This is a genomic window from Pseudomonas vranovensis DSM 16006, assembly GCF_000425805.1.
Taxonomy (GTDB): Bacteria; Pseudomonadota; Gammaproteobacteria; order Pseudomonadales; family Pseudomonadaceae; genus Aquipseudomonas; species Aquipseudomonas vranovensis.
In genome coordinates this window covers 192995-209999 of record NZ_KE384458.1, presented here as the reverse complement: position 1 = coordinate 209999, position 17005 = coordinate 192995, and the positions used below count along the sequence as shown (strand labels likewise).

The 17005-nt window shown below is 61.4% G+C and carries 15 protein-coding genes; 4 read left to right on the top strand and 11 right to left on the bottom strand.

Annotated elements, in window-relative coordinates; translation table 11 throughout:
• Positions 1–15 precede the first annotated feature (15 nt).
• Positions 16–936 carry a SphA family protein gene (locus tag H621_RS0125870; RefSeq protein WP_028946164.1) on the top strand — a complete coding sequence of 307 codons (921 nt, stop codon included), beginning with the start codon at positions 16–18 and terminating at the stop codon, positions 934–936.
• Here H621_RS0125870 and H621_RS0125865 read toward each other — a convergent pair.
• The 3 genes from H621_RS0125865 to H621_RS0125855 all read right to left on the bottom strand — a co-directional run bounded on the left by H621_RS0125865 (position 918) and on the right by H621_RS0125855 (position 5301).
• The gene (locus H621_RS0125865) at positions 918–2321 is read right to left on the bottom strand and encodes an aminotransferase-like domain-containing protein (RefSeq protein WP_028946163.1); all 1404 of its coding nucleotides are present in this window, start codon (positions 2319–2321) and stop codon (positions 918–920) included. The genes H621_RS0125870 and H621_RS0125865 overlap by 19 nt on opposite strands.
• The gene (locus H621_RS27580; protein WP_156905657.1) at positions 2321–3769 is read right to left on the bottom strand and encodes a hypothetical protein; all 1449 of its coding nucleotides are present in this window, start codon (positions 3767–3769) and stop codon (positions 2321–2323) included. Before H621_RS27580 ends, H621_RS0125865 begins: the two co-directional genes overlap by 1 nt.
• A gap of 509 nt (positions 3770–4278) precedes the next feature.
• A complete protein-coding gene (locus tag H621_RS0125855; RefSeq protein WP_028946162.1) occupies positions 4279–5301 on the bottom strand; it encodes a zinc-dependent alcohol dehydrogenase family protein in 1023 nt (340 codons plus the stop codon).
• Positions 5302–5500: 199 nt separating this feature from the next.
• Here H621_RS0125855 and H621_RS0125850 point away from each other — a divergent pair, with 199 nt between their 5' ends.
• Positions 5501–6415, top strand: coding sequence for a LysR family transcriptional regulator (locus H621_RS0125850; protein ID WP_028946161.1), 915 nt, complete (start codon positions 5501–5503; stop codon positions 6413–6415).
• Between the two features lie 60 nt (positions 6416–6475).
• On the opposite strand, the gene H621_RS0125845 is transcribed toward H621_RS0125850, so the two are convergent.
• The 4 genes from H621_RS0125845 to H621_RS0125830 form a co-directional block, all read right to left on the bottom strand.
• Positions 6476–6670 carry a hypothetical protein gene (locus tag H621_RS0125845; protein WP_028946160.1) on the bottom strand — a complete coding sequence of 65 codons (195 nt, stop codon included), beginning with the start codon at positions 6668–6670 and terminating at the stop codon, positions 6476–6478.
• Positions 6671–7275: 605 nt separating this feature from the next.
• Positions 7276–7512, bottom strand: a complete 237-nt coding sequence (locus H621_RS28625) for a hypothetical protein (RefSeq protein WP_146117342.1) — start codon at positions 7510–7512, stop codon at positions 7276–7278.
• Positions 7502–10585: a MexW/MexI family multidrug efflux RND transporter permease subunit gene (locus H621_RS0125835; RefSeq protein ID WP_028946159.1), complete on the bottom strand. Its 3084-nt coding sequence runs from the start codon at positions 10583–10585 to the stop codon at positions 7502–7504. The genes H621_RS28625 and H621_RS0125835 overlap by 11 nt, the downstream gene beginning before the upstream one ends.
• Positions 10582–11682, bottom strand: a complete 1101-nt coding sequence (locus H621_RS0125830; RefSeq protein ID WP_028946158.1) for an efflux RND transporter periplasmic adaptor subunit — start codon at positions 11680–11682, stop codon at positions 10582–10584. The genes H621_RS0125835 and H621_RS0125830 overlap by 4 nt, the downstream gene beginning before the upstream one ends.
• Positions 11683–11805: 123 nt before the next feature.
• Here H621_RS0125830 and soxR point away from each other — a divergent pair, with 123 nt between their 5' ends.
• Positions 11806–12276 carry a redox-sensitive transcriptional activator SoxR gene (soxR, locus tag H621_RS0125825; RefSeq protein WP_036990406.1) on the top strand — a complete coding sequence of 157 codons (471 nt, stop codon included), beginning with the start codon at positions 11806–11808 and terminating at the stop codon, positions 12274–12276.
• On the opposite strand, the gene H621_RS0125820 is transcribed toward soxR, so the two are convergent.
• Positions 12269–12877, bottom strand: a complete 609-nt coding sequence (locus tag H621_RS0125820; RefSeq protein ID WP_028946156.1) for a LysE family translocator — start codon at positions 12875–12877, stop codon at positions 12269–12271. The genes soxR and H621_RS0125820 overlap by 8 nt on opposite strands.
• 122 nt (positions 12878–12999) lie before the next feature.
• Here H621_RS0125820 and H621_RS0125815 point away from each other — a divergent pair, with 122 nt between their 5' ends.
• Positions 13000–13452, top strand: coding sequence for an Lrp/AsnC family transcriptional regulator (locus H621_RS0125815; RefSeq protein ID WP_036990405.1), 453 nt, complete (start codon positions 13000–13002; stop codon positions 13450–13452).
• A gap of 28 nt (positions 13453–13480) precedes the next feature.
• On the opposite strand, the gene lipA is transcribed toward H621_RS0125815, so the two are convergent.
• From lipA to H621_RS0125800, 3 genes are read right to left on the bottom strand one after another with little or no spacing between them, the layout of a single operon-like run.
• Positions 13481–14455: a lipoyl synthase gene (lipA, locus tag H621_RS0125810; RefSeq protein WP_245219130.1), complete on the bottom strand. Its 975-nt coding sequence runs from the start codon at positions 14453–14455 to the stop codon at positions 13481–13483.
• 24 nt (positions 14456–14479) lie between these two features.
• On the bottom strand, positions 14480–15604 hold the full coding sequence (gene gcvT / locus H621_RS0125805) for a glycine cleavage system aminomethyltransferase GcvT (RefSeq protein ID WP_028946153.1): 1125 nt from the start codon (positions 15602–15604) through the stop codon (positions 14480–14482).
• 9 nt (positions 15605–15613) lie between these two features.
• Complete coding sequence (locus H621_RS0125800; protein ID WP_028946152.1) at positions 15614–16990, bottom strand: L-serine ammonia-lyase; 1377 nt, start codon at positions 16988–16990, stop codon at positions 15614–15616.
• Positions 16991–17005 lie beyond the last annotated feature (15 nt).

Genomic DNA, 17005 nt, shown 5'->3' with positions numbered 1-17005 from the left:
AATTAAGACCCTACCATGCGTGCAGCCCCCCTACCCGCCCTTGGCCTGCTCTGGCCCTTGATGTGCCTCGACGCCCAGGCCGACAGTGTCACCCTGCCCCCCATGCCGCTGGGCAATACCAGTTTTCTGGACGGAATCTCCCTGCCCGGTACGCTGTTCGAGCTGCCAGTCCAATACAACCGCAGCAACCAGGCCGTCGACGCTGACGGCCACTCGGTGCCGGGCCGCCAGCGGGTGCGCACTGCCACTGTGCTGCCGCACCTGGCCTACATCAGCGAACACCGGATTGCAGGTGCCTACTACGGCGCGGAAATCCTCTTGCCACTGGTGCATCTGGACCTGGATATCGACAACGGGCCTCAAGGCACCCGTACACGCCAGGGCGACCTGGTGGTCAGCCCGTTGCTGCTGCAGTGGGATCCGGTCACGTTGTTCGGCAGGCCCTTCTGGCAACGCTTGAACTTCGTCTTCACGCTGCCCACCGGGGATTACGATAAAAACGCGCAGATCAACACCGGTAGCAATGTCTGGACCTTCAGCCCCCACTACGCCTTCACCTGGCTCGCCAGTGAGCGCCTGGAGTTCAGCGGGCGCCTTCATTACGCCTGGAACAGCCGTAACGACAGCCCGGCCGAACGACTGCAGGCTGATGACATCCAACCGGGTCAAGCCGTACACAGCAACTTTGCAGCCTCCTATGCCGTGGACGATCACTGGCGCGTGGGGCTGGCTGGCTACCACCTCAAGCAGATCAGTGCCGACCGGATCGACGGCCACCGCCAGCAGGACTCCAAGGAACAGGTAGTTGGCATCGGCCCAGGCGTGCGCTACAGCAGCGGTGGCCACAGTGTGTTCGTCAACTATTACAGCGAGTCGGGAGCACGCAACCGTGCCGAGGGCGACCAGTTGACGTTTCGCTACCTGCTGGTCTTCTGAGCCCGCCGCAGTTCCTCGTGCAGCACACTCAAACCCTGCTGCAGGTCACCTTGTTGTCGTGACGGCCATCCCAGGCGCATGTGCTGGCGATAATGACCCTGAAGGCTGAACAACTCACCCGGCGCAATCACCAGACCCTGCTCGAGCAAGCGGTGAAACAACGCCCGGGTATCCAGCGGTGCTTGCGCCTGCGCCCACACCGTTGCGCCCCCGGCCGGCATCTGGAACTTCAGTTGGCCACCGAGCTGCACCTGCATCTGCCGGTGCAGGCACGCCACCGACTCGCGCAGGTACAGGCGCAACTGCTCGAGATGCACATCAATACGTCCCTTGGCATACAAGCGTGCCACTGCTTGCTGGCGCAACGGCGGCAAGCGAAAGCCGCGTGCCAGAAACTCGCGCTGCAACTGCGCCTGGCAGTTGCGCGACAGCAGGTAGGCATAAGGCGCCTCGGCGCCCACCGTGCGTTCGAGCGAGGACATGATCAGCAGCCGCTGGGGATCGACCAATTCGCGCAGGCACTGCCTTGGCCGTTCGAAACACCATTCGGCATCCAGGTCGTTTTCCAGCAGCCACACACCCTGGTGGTCCAATAGCCGGGCGATACCGTGACGCTGCTCGTCGGACATCACACTGCCTTGAGGGCAATTCAGATGCGAGGCCAGCATCACCAGGCGTACCGACTCTGCCGAGAGTACGGCGGCCAGTTGCTCGAGGTCCACTTCGCCCCGATCCCCAAGAGGCAACTCGACAACCTGAAGGCCAGCGGATTGCAGGATCCGCAGCAGCCGCCAGGAGCATGGAGTGGTGACCAGAACCTTGCAGCCGCGCAACTCCAGCGCCGCCACCAGCATGTCGACCAAGGCACGCAAGTCACCCGCCAGGTACACGTCCTCGGCGCTCCAGTACAACTGCGCCGAACGCGTGTAGCGGGCCGCCAATACCGTGCGCAGTTCCAGTTCCCCGCAAGGATGTACGTTTGCCACAGGCCGTGGGTACTGGCGCAACAATTGACGTTCCATACCCAGCAACGTTGCCTCCAGCGAGGGTAACGTCGGCCCTCGGCCGCTACTGAGTACCAGCATCCGCGGACGGTTGGCGTGATGCTGCAGGTCATGCAGCAAGTCCCCTGCTGCACCGGTCCGTATTCCGGTATCCGGGCCGCAGGCAAAATAACCGGACTTGGGCACCGATTGCACCCGCCCTTCATGTTCGAGCAGCGAATAGGCGTACTGGACTGTCGAGATGGATACATTCAGGCGCTGGGCCACGTCACGCAGCGAAGGCAACTTGCAATAGCTGCCCGGCGCCATCTGGGCGATCAGCTCAAGCAGGTACCCATAGACCGCCTGGTAGGCAAAGCGGCTGTGCTTCTCGTGTTTCATCAACGCGCGCCAGGCTGCTCGACCCTGGCCAGGCCCTGCGTCGATGCATGTACCTGCAGATGCCGCAGGTCTGCACCGCGACACTGCAACCCGAGCAACAAACCTTCGGCTACCGCTTCTCGGCGATAGAGCGTCCGCAGGTGCGTCAGCGACAGGCCGCTGATATCCACCAACCATTGCGCCACGGGCTCCGGCGCCGGCTCACCGCGCAGGGCTTTGTGCAAATAGGGCAAGGCCACCAGCATGCCGGGATGACAACGGTTCAGAAACAACTCAAGGCGCCGCCCCTGGGCCACAAAGGGGCTGAACACCAGGCACACCAGTTGCGTGTCGCTCAAACCGTAGTGCTTGAGGGCAAACGCACTGGCCTCGGCACGCCACTGCTTCCACGAATCCCGTTGCCAACGTTCCCGCGCGGCAGCCGGCAAGGTAGCGGGCAGCCTATTGCGCGGTTCAAGGGAACGTACCTGGCACAGATGGTCCTCCATACCCTCGACGTAAGTACTGCTGCACAGGAACTCGGCACGCAGGCCTTGCAGATGCGCCAACAGCATCGGGTTGGCCATGCCGGTACGCGGCGAGGAGAACACCTGGTCGTCCACGCGGTAGCCGAGAAAGCCATCAAGGCGCTCGCCCGGCGAGTCGCGATCCGACACCAGGTCATCGATCGTGACAAAGCGCAGTGCCGGCCGGCTGGGGTCCATCTCCTGAGCCTGTCCCTGCAAGCGCCCGTGCAGTTGATCCAGGTAGCATCTGCGCAACCCGCTCAGCCCTTGCAGCAAGGTACTGGCGCAGGCATGAAGCGGCCGCGCGCCCAATAGCCGGGCCTGGCGCAGCGCCCGTCGGCTCCAGGCCAGAAAGCGCTTGCGATCCGACAACGTGTCGGCACTGATCACCGCATCGACCCCGCCCTCCCAGTACGACGCCAGGTAAGCAAGCTCTGCCAGGTGCAGGTAGCCATGGCTGGCAAAGTTGACGGTGGCCCGCGGGTCATCCAGCACGTGCCCACACAGCAGCCACTCCTGGCGCTCGGCTTGCTGCTGGTCAAGCGAAGGCAGGCGGCGACTGTCAAAGGGCAGTGGCTGTTGATCATCGAACACCAGCAGTTCGATACGCGGGTCGTCGTACAGGAACAAGGCAGAGAAACTACCGTCGAGGTTTGCCCGTGTAGTGGCACTCATGCCGGCCTGCCAGGCGGTGACGATGCGCAGCTGGAAGGTTCCGGGGGAACGGGCAGCGATGCTCAATTGTGCAGCCCTGAGGCAGGCCAGGGCGTGGGTCGATGATCGACTGGCATCAAACACGAACAGAAGACGCATACCCCTTACACGCTCGATACCACCGGCCGACACGATCAATCGCTGAACCAACAACTGCAATGAAGCGCGTTGCGCCTGTGACAAATGCTCAAGCAAGCGCTGCAACACTTGTTGATAGATATATTGCATCGCTTGCTCGTGAATGCTGCCCATAACACCACCTGAATATCAGTAACAGCCGACTGAAAGTTATCGCAACCGCGAACCTTTCAACTAGAACCCTCCCAGAACCCAACCTCGTAGTCCTAGGAAACTTCCCACGCTTGCTTATGGCGTCGAACCTTATTGTTTAGCCGCATGATTCGTCGCAATCGCCTCGCCTCGACCTTACCCACTGCTCTACCTACACTGCGCATGATCATGACTCACTCCCTGAGCACACATATGACCCGCTATTATCGAGCGTTGGCCGATGATTAAAAGATACAGAACAGATTAAAAAACCCGTTCAGTGCCATTCCGCAAGCGACTAACTTACACACAACACCCCACGCGTTTTCGCGCCACTTAAACATAAAGGAAGCCCCTGCTACACACAGATTAAAGTTGTGTTTGAAACTTCCTAAAGCGTGCCGGAAAACGCCCACAAAAAAGCCCGAGCGATACTCGGGCTTCTTTATGGGCGCCTGGCTTCAGGTTCAGCTGCTGGCCAGCTCAAGCACCAATCGACCACCGCAAGGACATTCATCCATGTACCGATGGGCTTCGACCACACGCTCGAACGGATACACCTTGATGATCTGTGGTGTCAGCAGCTTGTCGGCGGTGAACTGGTTGATATCGCGCAGTGCCCGGTGCAACGCTACCTGGTCCTGGCTGATACCCAGTTCCGGCTTGCCGGTAAAGTTGCCGATGCAGTGCACGAAAAACTGAATGTTCTTCTGGAACGCGGCGCAGGCCGGGAAAGGTGTCTGGTTGCCCCCCTGCAGACCGTAGAGCACCAGACTGCCACGCGGCGCCAGGACATCACCGAGCAACGACATCTGCGGGCCACCCAGACCATCGAGGACCATGTCGACACCACGGTTGTCGGTGTACTTGTTGATCTGCATGAGCAGATCCTGCTCCTCGGTGACGATGACTTTATCGGCCCCCAGCGCCAGCAGGTAATCGCGCTCATCGGCCTCCTTGGTCGCGGCGAACACCTTCAGGCCCAGCGCCTTGCCCATCTGCACGAAGGCCGGCCCGGCACAATGGCTTGCGTCGGTCACCAGGGCTGTCTGCCCGGCCTTGGCCCGGGCCAGGTCGACAAAGGCAAAATAGGCGATCAGCAATGGCGTGTAATGCACGCTGGCTTCGATCGGGGTGAGCACCTCGGGGTAACAGGTGACGGCATTGCGCGGCAAGACAATGACTTCTCCGTACACCGGATGGTCATTGGCACTGCAGGCCGGAAAGCTGGCGACCTTGTCGCCCACGGCCAAGTCCTCGACGCCCTCGCCCACCGCCGTGACCACACCCGCCATCTCATGACCCATGCCGGCCGGCAAGCGCGCCTGGGACGGTGCCAGGTTCTGGCGCCAGAGCACGTCGTACCAGCTGATACCAATGGCCTGGACGCGGATCTGGACCTCGCCGGCAGCCGGCTGCGGCTCGGCCTGCTCTTCGATCTTGAGCACCTCGGCCGGGCCGAACTTGTGGAATCGGATCATGCGGGACATCGCAAACCTCGCCTAGTGAAACTCTATTACCCTGAACTCTATCCGGGCTTTTACGGTTAGACCATCAGTGGCCATTAATAGTCAACATGCCTGTCATTGATTGAGGGTAATGCCGCTCGCATCAAATTATGCGGTGCAGGGTAGCAGCCTTTCCCCGTAAGATTCACCCCTGCCCCATCCGTCCAGTGAAGCCGAGCCGATGAACCGTAACGACTTGCGTCGCGTCGACCTGAACCTGCTGATCGTCTTCGAGACCCTGATGCACGAGCGCAGCGTGACCCGTGCTGCAGAAAAACTGTTCCTCGGCCAGCCTGCCATCAGTGCCGCGCTGTCACGCTTGCGCAACCTGTTCGATGATCCGCTGTTCGTACGCACCGGGCGCAGCATGGAGCCCTCCGCGCGGGCGGTGGAAATCTTCGCCCTGCTCTCGCCGGCGCTGGACTCGATCTCCACCGCCGTCAGCCGCGCCGCCGACTTCGATCCTGCCACAAGTACCGCCGTGTTTCGCATCGGCCTATCGGACGATGCCGAGTTCGCCCTGCTGCCGCAGTTGCTCAAGCGGGTGCGCGCCGAAGCCCCGGGAATCGTCCTGGTGGTGCGTCGAGTCAACTACCTGCTGATGCCGGCGCTGCTGGCCAGTGGAGAGATTTCGGTCGGCGTGAGCTGGACCAACGACCTGCCTGCCAACGCCAAGCGCAAGGTGCTACGACGCAGCAAACCCAAGGTGCTGCGTGCCGACAGCATGCCGGGAAGCCTGAGCCTGGACGACTTCTGCGCCCGGCCCCACGCACTGGTGTCGTTTGCCGGCGACCTGGGCGGGTTCATGGACGAGATCCTGGAAAAGCTCGGGCGCAAGCGCCATGTGGTGTTGGCGGTCCCGCAGTTCAACGGCCTGGGCAGCTTGCTGTCGGGCACCGATATCCTCGCTACCGTGCCCGACTACACCGCCGAGGCGCTGACCGCAGCGGGCGGACTGCGCGCAGAAGATCCGCCGCTTGAGGTGCAGAGCTTCGAGTTGCACATGGCATGGCGGGGGTCGCAGGACAACGACCCAGGGGAACGGTGGTTGCGGTCGAGGATTCAGATGTTCTTCGGGGATCCGGAGAGCCTGTAAAAAATAGCTAGCTCGGTCGGAAAGGCCATTTGCATACTCATTGCCGCCCGTGATGCCAACTCAATACACGGAAACTTGGCAGAATCTGACCTTGCGGGCTGCCCCCTGAATCTGTTCGTGAATGTGCGCTGCGACGTCCAAGAGAAAAACCTTGTGCCCGCCGAGCAACGCCTGGAAGAACGCCTCAAGCGCGTCGCGTAGTATGCCCACGCCGGCGCTGACAGATTGTTCGCCGCCAGAGTGATCGAGCATCATGAAATCGCGCGGCGTGCCGGGAACCGAGTTTGCCGGTCAACCTGTTTTGCGCACAGGCCTCGCCGCTCCCGACGAGCTGCAACGCCTTGGCGTCAGGAGTCTGGGGCTGGCTCAAGTGCAGTGCTAGCACCAGCAGCCGTGCAGTAACATACCGTCCTCAACCGAAGAGTGACGTCGGGTCAGTACGAGTCAAGGTCCAAGGTCATCATCTATGCATGGGTCAACACGGAAATACCCTCATGCTGGGATTTATCAGGGATCACCATTCGCGATCGCTCGCATATCCAGTGCAGTTGGGCGCAATAATGGCGGGAAAATGTCCAATTTTCTCTGCCTGAAACTGCCGTTCCAGGGGCAAGTCAAACGGCCCTAGAGCCCTGTCCAAATGTTCTTCGGCAGCGCTGACAACCTTTAGCGACTGAGCGCTATACGAAAAGAGCCTAAAATATGGCCGGATACCATTAATTGATAAGGAAAGCACCATGGCCCTACCTGATACCCTCCGTCTAGCTGTACTCATTGACGCTGACAACGCTAGCTCTTCGGTCGTGATGGAACGCTTAGAAGACGTTTCCTTTGCAGCATCAGTATTTGAAATCGGCAGCTCAAAGAAGGCTGGGTAGACCATCAGTTGGGGAGTGTACAAACGCTGCGGCATCATCAGTAACAGTGTCGAGACCTAAACTATTTTCAAGTGTCAGGCGTAGATTATTCACGAACGCTGTTGGCGCAAACTGCATCAACCCAACAAAGTTTTGGACACTTTGCTTTCGGTCGCCATGGAGTGATGCCAAATCGATTGCAACTTCCATAATCCCAATGCGAGGGAAATCAAGCGACATTCAGGTGTTGCTCCGCGTCTGCCAGTTGCTGTTTACGCGCGCTGTACGCACGGTGATCGCGCGCCAACCAGCAATACACCGTGGGCAGTACAAACAAGGTGAACACGGTACCGACCAACATGCCGCAGACTATAACGACACCCAGGCCGAAGCGGCTGTTGGCACCGGCACCACTGGCAAACAGTAGCGGCGCGACGCCCAAGGTCATCGCCGCCGTGGTCATCAGCACCGGACGCAGTCGAATCTGTGCGGCACGCATGATCGCCGCGGCCCGATCAAGGTTCTCACGCACCTGGATTTCGTTGGCAAACTCCACCATCAAGATGCCGTGCTTGCTGATCAGGCCGATCAAGGTGACCAGTCCGATCTGCGTATAGATGTTAAGCGTGGCCCAGCCCAGCACCAACGGCAGCAGCGCACCGCAGATGGACAACGGCACAGTGACCAGAATGATCAACGGATCGACCAGGCTTTCGTACTGAGCGGCGAGTACCAGGTAGATCACCACCATCGCGGCGAGAAACGCCAACACCAGCGCATTGCCCTCCTGTGCATACTGACGCGACTCCGATAGCCAGTCGTGGCTGAATCCCGCTGGCAACTGCTCGGCGAGCGCTTGCAGAAATGCCACCGCCTGCCCCTGCGATACACCGGGGGCGGGGATAGCCTGCAGGGTGCTGGCGTTCTGTTGGTCGAACTGCAACAGCCGGTTGGGCGCTACGGCCATGTTCAGGCTGACTACGGTAGACAGCGGGACCAACTCGCCGCTATCGGTGCGCACATACTGCCGGGCCAGTGCCTCCGGCGTCAGGCGCTGATCGCGCGTGCTTTGGGGGATCACATCATAGGAACGTCCATACAAGGCAAAGCGGTTGATGTACTGCTCCCCTACCAGTACCGCCAGGGCATCACCTATGTCCTGCATGCCAATGCCCAGGCTCGCGGCCTTGGCGCGGTCGACAGTGACGTTGAGCACCGGGTTGTTGTAGTCGAGGTCACTGTCTACGACGGCAAACAGTCCGCTGCTGCGGGCGTGCTGCTTGAGGGTTTCCATGGTCTGGTAGAGCACCGGGTAGTCCTGTGCGCTGCGCAGCACCATCTGCACCGGCAAACCGCCACTGGACCCCGGCAACGACGCCACCTGAAAGGCAAAGATGCTGCTGCCCTCGACATCGACCAAGGCTTGCTGCAACTGGGCCTGGACCTGATCGGCCGACCGTTCGCGCGCCTGCCACAGGCTCAGGTTGATCCCGCCGAAACTGGCCGCTGGCCCATCGGTACCATTGATGATCCAGGTATCGGTGGTTTCCGGAAGGCTCTTCATGACCTGATCGAGCTTGCTTGCAAAACGCTCGACGTAGTCGAGGTTGGCGTACTGAGGTGACTTGATCGCCGTCAGTACCGCCGCCTGATCCTCTGGCGGCGCCAGCTCGCGTTGCGGCAGCAGGTACAACCACGGCAAGCTCAGGCAGACCAGCAGCACGACCGCACCACTGATCCAGCGCCGTGACAACGAGCGGGCCAGCCCCCGCCCATAAGCAGCGGCCAGGGCTGCGAACAGCCTCGTTGCCAACTGGCCCAAGCGCCCCTCCTGCTGCCCGGCCTGTAACAGCAGCGAACTCATCACCGGCGACAGGGTCAGCGCGACTACGCCGGAAACGATTACCGCCCCCGCCAAGGTAAGGGCAAACTCGCGGAACAGCGTGCCCGTCAGTCCACCGATCAAACCGATGGGGGCATACACAGCCGCCAGCGTCAGCGTCATGGCGATCACCGGCCCGGCGATCTCGCGGGCACCTACCAGCGCGGCAGCCACCGGCGACAGTCCCGCTTCAATGTGACGGTGCACGTTCTCCACTACCACAATCGCATCGTCCACCACCAAGCCGATGGCCAGCACCATCGCCAATAACGTCAGCAGGTTGATACTGAAGCCAAAGAGCAGCATCAGGCCGGTTGCGCCGAGAATCGACAGCGGAATCGCCAGCACCGGAATCGCCACGCTACGCAGGGATCCCAGGCACAGCCAGATCACCAGAACCACGATCAGCACCGCCTCCAGCAACGTCGTCATCACTTCGTCGATCGAGGCCTCGATAAAGCGCGCAGTCTCATAGGCCAAGGCAACCTTCACCCCGGGTGGCAGGGTTTGCTGGATCTGCGGCAGCAACGTGCGGATTCCGTCGACAATCACCAGCGGGTTGCCAGCAGGTGTGGGATACAGCCCCAGGTGAACCGCCGGCTCACCGTTCATCGAAGCGCTGGTGTGGGTGGCCGAGGCACCTAGCTCGACGGTGCCGACATCGCGCAGACGCACGAGCGCAGTCCCGTCGTTGCGAATGATCATGTCGCGGAAGGTCTCGACGCTGGTCAAGTCGGTATCGATGCTTATGTCGGCGAGCACGAACTGGCCGCGCACCTGGCCTGGCGTAGCCTGATAGTTGTTGTGGCGAACCGCTTGCGCGACATCAGCGGCGGTAACACCCCGCCCGGCCATTCGCTCGCTGTCCAGCCACAAGCGCATCGCCAGGTTCTGGCCACCAAATCGCTGTACTTTGGCGACGCCCTCAATGCCCGCCAACTGCGGCTCCACCACGCGCGACAGGTAGTCGCTCAGTTCGGGAATAGACAACGTCTCACTGGCAAATCCGACATAGGCAACAGCGGTGGAGTCGCCTGCAGACAGTTCGACCACAGGATCGTAGGCATCGTCGGGCAGGCGATAGCGCACCTGATTGACCTTGGCCATGGTCTCGGTCAGTGCCTGGGTCGAATCACGGTTCAGGGTCATGCGCAGGGTCACAAGGCTGCGCCCTTGTACCGACGATGACGACAGGTAGTCGATGCCTTCGACCGAAGAAACCGCCTGGGTGATCGGCTGGGTCACAAAGCCCTGCATCAATTCGGCAGAGGCGCCGGGGTACTCGGTGCTGATCGTGATGGTAGAGCTTTCCAGCAACGGGTATTGACGCACCGGCAGCTTGCCCAGGGCGAACAACCCCATGAGGACAATCAAGCTGCTGACCACCAAGGCGAGCACAGGACGACGAACAAAGATGTCAGTGACCTTCACGAGGCGCGCCCCCCGGCCACAGCCTGCAAGCTGTCCTTATCTACCGCTTCGACTGGCATACCATCGCTCAGTTTGAGCTGGCCCGAGACGACGACCTGATCGCCAGCTTTCAACCCCGAGGTGATTTCCACTTGGCCCTTCCAGCGCTCTCCCGTGGTGACCTGGATGCGGCTGACCGTCAGGCTGTGATTATTGCCTTGGGTAGCCAGGAATACGGTTTGTCCGTAGGCGGTATAGGTAACAGCGGTTTCCGGCACAGCCATGACCCTCGTCGGCACCGCTGCGGCAAGACGCACACTGGTGTACATACCGGCCTGCAGCTGGCCGTCCGGATTGGCAAGCGATGCTTGAACCTCGACCGAACGCGACTTGCCGATCATTGGGTCGATGGCATTGACCTGAGCAGACAGCGCGCGCTGGGGTAACGCGTCGACACTCAATGCAACGGCCTGCCCGACGCGAAGATCAGCGGCGGCTTTCTCATGCAGCGTGAAATTCACGTGCAGGTGCCTGGCGTCCACCAGGCTGACGACCGCCTCGCCTGCCTGCACATACTGGCCTTGATGCACGCGGCGAATACCGACCTTCCCTGCAAAGGGTGCGCGGATGGCCTTTTGCGCAATCAACGCGTCGATCTTCTGCAGCTCTCCCCTGGCCATACCAAGGGCCGCCGTGGCGTTGTCGAGCACCTCCTGGGAAACGGCATTTTTCGCCCGCAACTTATGCGAGCGTTGAAACAATGTCCGAGCATTCACCAGCGCAGCCTGCAAGCGCAAGCGCTCGGCTTGCTCCGGCGCGTCGTTGAGCTGTACCAGCAGTTGCCCTGCCTTGACCACTTGTCCGGACTTGAAGGCGATTTGAGTAATGCGCCCCGGTGTTTCTGCCGCTACTTGCACCTGATGGGCCGCCTCCAGCTCTCCTGCGGCAAAAGCCTCGCGAGGAGCCTCCGTGTGCATGACTGTGGCCAGCGCCACTTTGGTCAACGGCCACGCCGTTGCCTGGGTTGAAGCGTCCTTCGCTGGCTGCGCAATGACGATGGCCATTGCGCCTAGCACCGCGACGCCCACACCCACGCCCCACAACATCCGTTTGCCCATGCTTGACTCCATTCGACTGTGGTGTGCTCACCGCACGGCGGGTTGCGCACTGGCGGCGGAAAACTGTTGCAGGAAAGTCCGGGCGAGACTATAAGACCTCAACTTAACTTGAGGTCAACACGCATGGCAGTTGAAAAAAAACTTGATGGCCTGCGCTCGCTCTCGGTCGGCGAAGTAGCCAGGCGCAGCGGCGTTGCGGTCTCTACCCTGCACTTCTACGAATCGAAAGGCCTGATCGCGAGCACACGCAGTGCCGGTAATCAACGGCGTTATCCCGCCCTGGTACTGCGCAGCATCGCTATCATCAAAGTGGCGCAGCGCACCGGCATCCCGCTCGAGGAAATCAAGAGCGCGCTGGGCCGCTACCCCCCGAACAGTAAACTGAGCGCCGCACAATGGCGCGAAATGTCGTCGGCCTGGCGAGATAGCCTCAACGCCAGAATCAGGACACTGGAGGCCTTGCGCGACAGTCTCGACGACTGCATTGGCTGCGGCTGCCTGTCGCTGGAGGATTGCCCGCTGCGCAACCCTGGCGACGCCTTGGGCAAGGAGGGATCGGGACCGAGGATTCTCGAGGGCCCCGGTATTAACTGATGCTGCCTGTAGTGGCCTGGTATACAAGCATCAATGCGAACGCCATCAGCAGAAACGCCGAGGCATAGTCGATGCCTCTCAGCCACGTAGGCGGCAGCCGCCTTACCACGAGTGAACACGTGCCGGCGAGCGTCGCCCACCACAGCGAAGAACCAAGAAACACGCCGACGACGAGCCAAAGCCCCGACGCGCTGTCTGATTGGCCGACACCCAGTCCGGCAAAGAGCGTTACAAAGCCCAGGACCGTCATCGGGTTGGACAAGGTAAGCAGACAGGTTGTCGAATACATACCCCAGACATTTCGCGCACTGGATGGCGCAGCGCTCAGGTCGGCTTTTTTCTGGACCGTTTTCCATGCCAGATAAGCAAAAAAAATCGCCCCCAGCACTCTGAGGTAACCACTGTCGTTGACCAGACTGAGTATTCCGGCGAGTCCAAACAGCGCCGCGACTGCATAAAGAGCGTCTGCGGTCGCCGCCCCCATGCCGGTGAAAAATCCAGCCCTGAATCCACCTTTCAACGTGTTCTGGATACTGAGCAAGCCGATCGGGCCGACCGGAGCGGCGATGGCTAAACCGAGCAACATTCCTTTGAGTAACATGGCGGCGCTCTCGATGGGTGGGTTAAGCTAGTTTCAATGGCTTGCCACCGTGCGATCCATGTCGATTTGACGTTTTTACAGGCACCTTTCTTAACGATTCACTCTTTCTTTTGAAGCCCCCCATGAGCGAACGACCTTTGGACCGCATGGACAAGCGCCTGTTGGCCGAGTTGCAGGTAGATGCCCGGATGAGTTTTGCCGAGTTGGGTCGCCGTGTTGGCTTATCGACACCCGCTACCGCCGAACGCGTGCGCAAACTGGAAGAGCGCGGCGTGTTGCGCGGCTATCGAGCTGAAATCGACAGCCACGCCATTGGATATCCGGTTACCGCGTTCATCCGCCTGTATGTTCCGGCACAAAGCTATGCCAAGGTGCTGTCGGTGCTGGAAGAAATGCCCGAGGTACGCGAAGCTCATCATGTAACCGGGGATGCGTCATTTGTACTCAAGGTTGTCGCGCAATCATTGATTGCGCTGGAAACCATGATTGCGTCATTTGATGCGTTTGGCAGGACTGAAACCTCAGTGGTGCTTTCGACGCGGCTGGCCATTCATGGGTTGCCCGTAGCACTGTAACAGGCTGAGGCAAACCGCCACGCCGCGCCTAGCGGGCCGTGTGCATGGCTTGTTGGTCCGCATGATAGGACGAACGCACCAGCGGCCCAGACGCCACATTCCTGAACCCCATCGCCAAGGCTTGCTCAGCCAACCAGGCAAAGGTGTCCGGGTGCACGAAGCGCTGCACCGGCAGGTGGCTGCGTGACGGCTGCAAATACTGCCCCAGTGTCAGCATGTCGACCTGATGTTCACGCATGCGCAACATCACCTCGATCACTTCGTCATCGCTCTCGCCCAGGCCGAGCATCAGCCCGGACTTGGTCGGCACCGCCGGAACACGTTGCTTGAAGTTCTCCAGCAGGTCCAGCGACCACGCGAAGTCAGACCCCGGCCGCGCCGCCCTGTACAGGCGCGGTACGGTTTCCAGGTTGTGGTTGAACACATCCGGCGGTTCTTGCTCGGTGATCGCCAGGGCCACGTCCATGCGCCCCCGATAGTCAGGCACCAGGGTTTCCAGGCGAATACCCGGCGACCGTGCGCGGATCTCGCGCAGGCAATCGACGAAGTGCCGCGCACCACCGTCGCGCAAGTCGTCGCGGTCCACCGAGGTGATGACTACGTATTTCAGGCCCAGCTCGGCAATGGCAATGGCCAGGTTCCTGGGCTCGTTGACGTCCAATGGCTTGGGGCGGCCGTGGCCGACATCGCAGAACGGGCAACGTCGGGTGCAGATGTCGCCCATGATCATGAAAGTCGCCGTACCACCAGAGAAGCACTCGCCCAGGTTTGGACACGATGCTTCCTCGCAGACGCTGTGCAGTTTGTGCTTGCGCAGCAGCGCCTTGACGCGCGCCACCTCCGGTGAGGTTGCGATCTCCACGCGAATCCACTCGGGCTTGCGCGGCACGTCGTCGGTGGGCAGGATCTTCACCGGGATACGCGCCACTTTCTCCGCACCGCGCAGTTTTATCCCGGCCTCGAGGGGCTGTGGCCGAGGGGTGACAGACAAGGGTTCAGTCATGCTCATGCTCCGGCAGTCAGGTCTTCAGCCACGGTAGTAACGTTGCGCTACGAACGGCGTGCGGGCCACGACCATCGGCACCAGTTTGCCGCGCACCTGGGCAAAGACCTCGGTCTCCAGCGCCGCATACTCGCTCTGCACATAGCCCATCGCCAGTGGCCCCCCGAGACTCGGGCCGAAACCGCCACTGGTCACGCGGCCGATCACCTGTGCGTCGCCATCGACGATCAGCGCACCTTCCCGTACTGGCACCCGCTCCCTGGGCAGCAGGCCGACGCGCTTGCTCAAAACACCGTCGCGTTGCTGGGCAAAAATGCGCTCGGCACCCGGGAAACCACCGGCACGTACGCCATCCACACGCCGGGCCTTGGAAACCGCCCAGGTCAGGCTGGCCTCGACCGGCGTGGTGCAGCGTTCCATGTCATGGCCGTACAGGCACAAACCCGCCTCCAGCCGCAACGAGTCACGGGCACCCAGGCCGATAGCCTCGACCTCGGCCTCGGCAAGCAGCGAACGGGCAAGCATTTGTGCAGCCTCTACCGGCACGGAGATTTCGTAACCATCCTCACCGGTGTAGCCGGAGCGGCTGACGTAGCAGTCGACGCCGAGCAACCGCAGGTTGGCAAATTGCATGAACGTCATGGAACCGACCTGAGGCGCCAGGCGTGCCAGTACCTTGGCTGCCGCCGGCCCCTGCAGGGCGAGCAAGGCACGGTTGTCGAACAGTGACTCGACCTCGCATTGCCCTTCCAACTGCTGCTTCAAGTGGGTCAGGTCCTGGTCCTTGCAAGCGGCGTTCACCACCAGGAACAGCTCGTCGTTGCCCGGGTTGGCGACCATCAGGTCGTCGAGGATGCCGCCTTCGTCGTTGGTGAACAATGCATAGCGCTGCATACCCACCGGCAGGTCGATGATATCGACCGGCACCAACGCTTCCAGGGCCTTGGCAGCGCCTGCCCCCCGCAGGCGGATCTGGCCCATGTGCGAAACATCGAACAAGCCGGCCTGCTCGCGAGTGTGCAGGTGTTCCTTGAGCACGCCCAGCGGGTACTGGACCGGCATCGCGTAGCCTGCGAACGGCACCATGCGCGCGCCCAATTCCAGGTGCAGGTCGTGCAACGGGGTATGTTGTAGTTGTTCTGTGGACATGGATGACTCCTAGCACTCGATAATATTGACCGCCAGCCCGCCGCGGGCGGTCTCTTTGTATTTGCTTTTCATGTCGGCGCCGGTCTGGCGCATGGTGCGGATCACCTTGTCGAGCGAGACAAAGTGCTGGCCGTCCCCGCGCAGGGCCATGCGTGCGGCATTGATGGCCTTGACCGAGCCCATGGCATTGCGCTCGATGCACGGCACCTGGACTAGCCCGCCAATCGGGTCGCAAGTCAGCCCGAGGTTGTGCTCCATACCGATTTCAGCGGCGTTCTCCACTTGCTGCACGGTTCCGCCAAGCACTTCGCACAACGCGCCGGCCGCCATCGAACAGGCCACGCCGACCTCGCCTTGACAGCCAACCTCGGCACCGGATATCGAGGCGTTTTCCTTGTACAGAATACCGATCGCGGCGGCAGTCAGCAGAAAGCGCACCACCCCGTCCTCGTTGGCTCCCGGCACGAAACGCGTGTAGTAATGCAGCACCGCCGGGATGATGCCTGCCGCCCCGTTGGTGGGTGCGGTGACCACCCGCCCGCCACTCGCGTTTTCCTCGTTGACCGCCAGGGCATAGAGGTTGACCCAGTCGAGCACCGAGAGGCTGTCGCGCAGGCCGGCTTCAGGGCTGGCACTCAACTGGCGGTGCAGTGCCGCCGCACGGCGCTTGACCTTGAGCCCGCCAGGCATGGTGCCCTCGGTGCGGCAACCGGCCTTGACGCAGTCCTGCATCACCTGCCAGATGTGCAGCAAACCCTGGCGCGTCTGCTCCGGGGTGCGCCAGGCCGTCTCGTTCTCGGCCATCAACTGGCTGATCGAGAGCCCGTGCTGGGCGCACTGTGCCAAAAGCTCGCGCCCGCTCAGAAAGGGAAAGCGCAACGGCGTGCGGTCCTCGACGATGCGATCTACCCCTGCCGCCGCCTCGTCCACCACAAAGCCGCCGCCTACCGAGTAATACTCGCGACTGCACAGCTGCAGCCCGGCCGCATCGAAGGCACGCAAGACCATGCCATTGGGGTGATAGGGCAAGGGCTTGCGGATCATCGCCAGGTGCTCTTTTTCAACGAACCGTATGCGCCGCTCACCCAGCAGTGACAACATCCCGCTCTCGCGGATCATCCGCAAGCGATCGGCCACCGTTTCGGTCTCGACCGTATCCGGGTACTCACCCTCGAGCCCCAGCAACACCGCCTTGTCACTCCCGTGACCTTTGCCAGTGGCGCCAAGCGAGCCATACAGCTCGGCGCGAACGCCGTGAACCTGGGCCAGCAACCCCTGGTCCCTGAGCCCTTCGACAAAGCGCGCCGCTGCGCGCATCGGGCCGACCGTGTGGGAGCTGGACGGGCCGATGCCCACCTTGAACAGATCAAAAACACTCAGCGACATACGAGCCTCCGCCAG

Coding starts and splice junctions, on each gene's coding strand:
- H621_RS0125870 (WP_028946164.1), top strand. CDS start 16: ATGCGTGCAGCCCCCCTACCCGCCCTTGGCCTGCTCTGGCCCTTGATG.
- H621_RS0125865 (WP_028946163.1), bottom strand. CDS start 2,321: ATGAAACACGAGAAGCACAGCCGCTTTGCCTACCAGGCGGTCTATGGG.
- H621_RS27580 (WP_156905657.1), bottom strand. CDS start 3,769: ATGCAATATATCTATCAACAAGTGTTGCAGCGCTTGCTTGAGCATTTG.
- H621_RS0125855 (WP_028946162.1), bottom strand. CDS start 5,301: ATGTCCCGCATGATCCGATTCCACAAGTTCGGCCCGGCCGAGGTGCTC.
- H621_RS0125850 (WP_028946161.1), top strand. CDS start 5,501: ATGAACCGTAACGACTTGCGTCGCGTCGACCTGAACCTGCTGATCGTC.
- H621_RS0125845 (WP_028946160.1), bottom strand. CDS start 6,670: ATGATGCTCGATCACTCTGGCGGCGAACAATCTGTCAGCGCCGGCGTG.
- H621_RS28625 (WP_146117342.1), bottom strand. CDS start 7,512: ATGTCGCTTGATTTCCCTCGCATTGGGATTATGGAAGTTGCAATCGAT.
- H621_RS0125830 (WP_028946158.1), bottom strand. CDS start 11,682: ATGGGCAAACGGATGTTGTGGGGCGTGGGTGTGGGCGTCGCGGTGCTA.
- soxR (WP_036990406.1), top strand. CDS start 11,806: ATGGCAGTTGAAAAAAAACTTGATGGCCTGCGCTCGCTCTCGGTCGGC.
- H621_RS0125820 (WP_028946156.1), bottom strand. CDS start 12,877: ATGTTACTCAAAGGAATGTTGCTCGGTTTAGCCATCGCCGCTCCGGTC.
- H621_RS0125815 (WP_036990405.1), top strand. CDS start 13,000: ATGAGCGAACGACCTTTGGACCGCATGGACAAGCGCCTGTTGGCCGAG.
- lipA (WP_245219130.1), bottom strand. CDS start 14,455: ATGACTGAACCCTTGTCTGTCACCCCTCGGCCACAGCCCCTCGAGGCC.
- gcvT (WP_028946153.1), bottom strand. CDS start 15,604: ATGTCCACAGAACAACTACAACATACCCCGTTGCACGACCTGCACCTG.
- H621_RS0125800 (WP_028946152.1), bottom strand. CDS start 16,990: ATGTCGCTGAGTGTTTTTGATCTGTTCAAGGTGGGCATCGGCCCGTCC.